Below are 1,110 nucleotides of genomic sequence, written 5' to 3'. Positions count from 1 at the left end.
CTTGGCGTTGTTGCCGCGACTTCGATGGGCCTTATGGGGACCACAGCGATGGCGGACTGCGGCGATGTATCCATTACTGAGATGGATTGGGCGTCATCGGCAGTTGTGACATCTGTGTCAAAATTCCTGATGGAGCAGGGTTACGGCTGTAACGTAACTGTTGTGCCGTCCTCTACTGTGCCTGCGCTGACATCTGTTGCTGAAACGGGCGAGCCAGACATTGTCACCGAAACTTGGGTCAACTCAACACCTGTTTACGAAGAGCTCGTATCATCAGGTAAGCTGGTCGAAGTTGCTGATGTTCTGTCAGACGGTGGCGTTGAGGGCTGGTGGATCCCGCAGTATCTTGCGGATGCCCACCCAGAGCTGCTGACCCTTGAAGGCGTTATGGCGAACCCTGAGTTGGTCGGTGCACGTTTCCACGACTGTCCATCAGGTTGGGCGTGCGACATCATCAACAACAACAACATCAAAGCGGTCAACCTTGAGGGTAGCGGCATTGAGCGCTTCCAGCACGGGTCAGGTGAAACGCTTGCTACTGCAATTGCTGCTGCATACTCCGAGCAAGAGCCATGGTTTGGTTACTATTGGGCACCAACATCTGTGCTTGGTAAATATCCGATGGTCCGCGTTGACGTAGGTGCGCATGATCCAGAAGCGCACGCGTGTAACGGTACACCGGACTGTGCGACACCAACACTTTCTGCATACCCGACAGCTAAAGTGAAAACTGCTGTCTCCGGCACATTGACTGAGCGTGAGCCAGAGGTCGTTGAGTTGATGAGCAACGTAAGCTTCACGAACGCGCAGATGGGTGAAGTTCTGGCGTGGCAAGCGGACAATAACGCAAGCTACGACGAAGCCGCAGTTTACTTCCTGACGAACAACAAAGACGTCTGGGGTAACTGGCTGAACGCAGAAGCAAAAGAAAAGCTTTCCGCACTGCTTCAGTAAGCGTTAAGGTCGACAAAGCAGCGCCCGCCGATTTGCGCGGGCGTTGCTATTTGAAGGATCCGCTCTTTTTGAGAGCAAGAGGTCTGTAACAGGGAACGGGAAAACATGGCATTTTATGATTGGGTCTTTGACGGGCTCGGGCTCCGGGAATGGTGC

1 protein-coding gene is annotated in these 1,110 nt (G+C 53.7%); it reads left to right on the top strand.

The window, feature by feature from the left end:
* On the top strand, positions 1-954 hold a 954-nt coding region (locus ACTF5M_RS09335; RefSeq protein WP_438960745.1), incomplete at its 5' end, for an ABC transporter substrate-binding protein.
* Positions 955-1,110: the final 156 nt, after the last annotated feature.

Origin of the sequence: Nereida sp. (assembly GCF_965655635.1) — a bacterium.
GTDB lineage: Bacteria > Pseudomonadota > Alphaproteobacteria > Rhodobacterales > Rhodobacteraceae > Nereida.
Note: the sequence above shows the minus strand (reverse complement) of the source record. Positions and strands in the feature narration are given on the sequence as shown.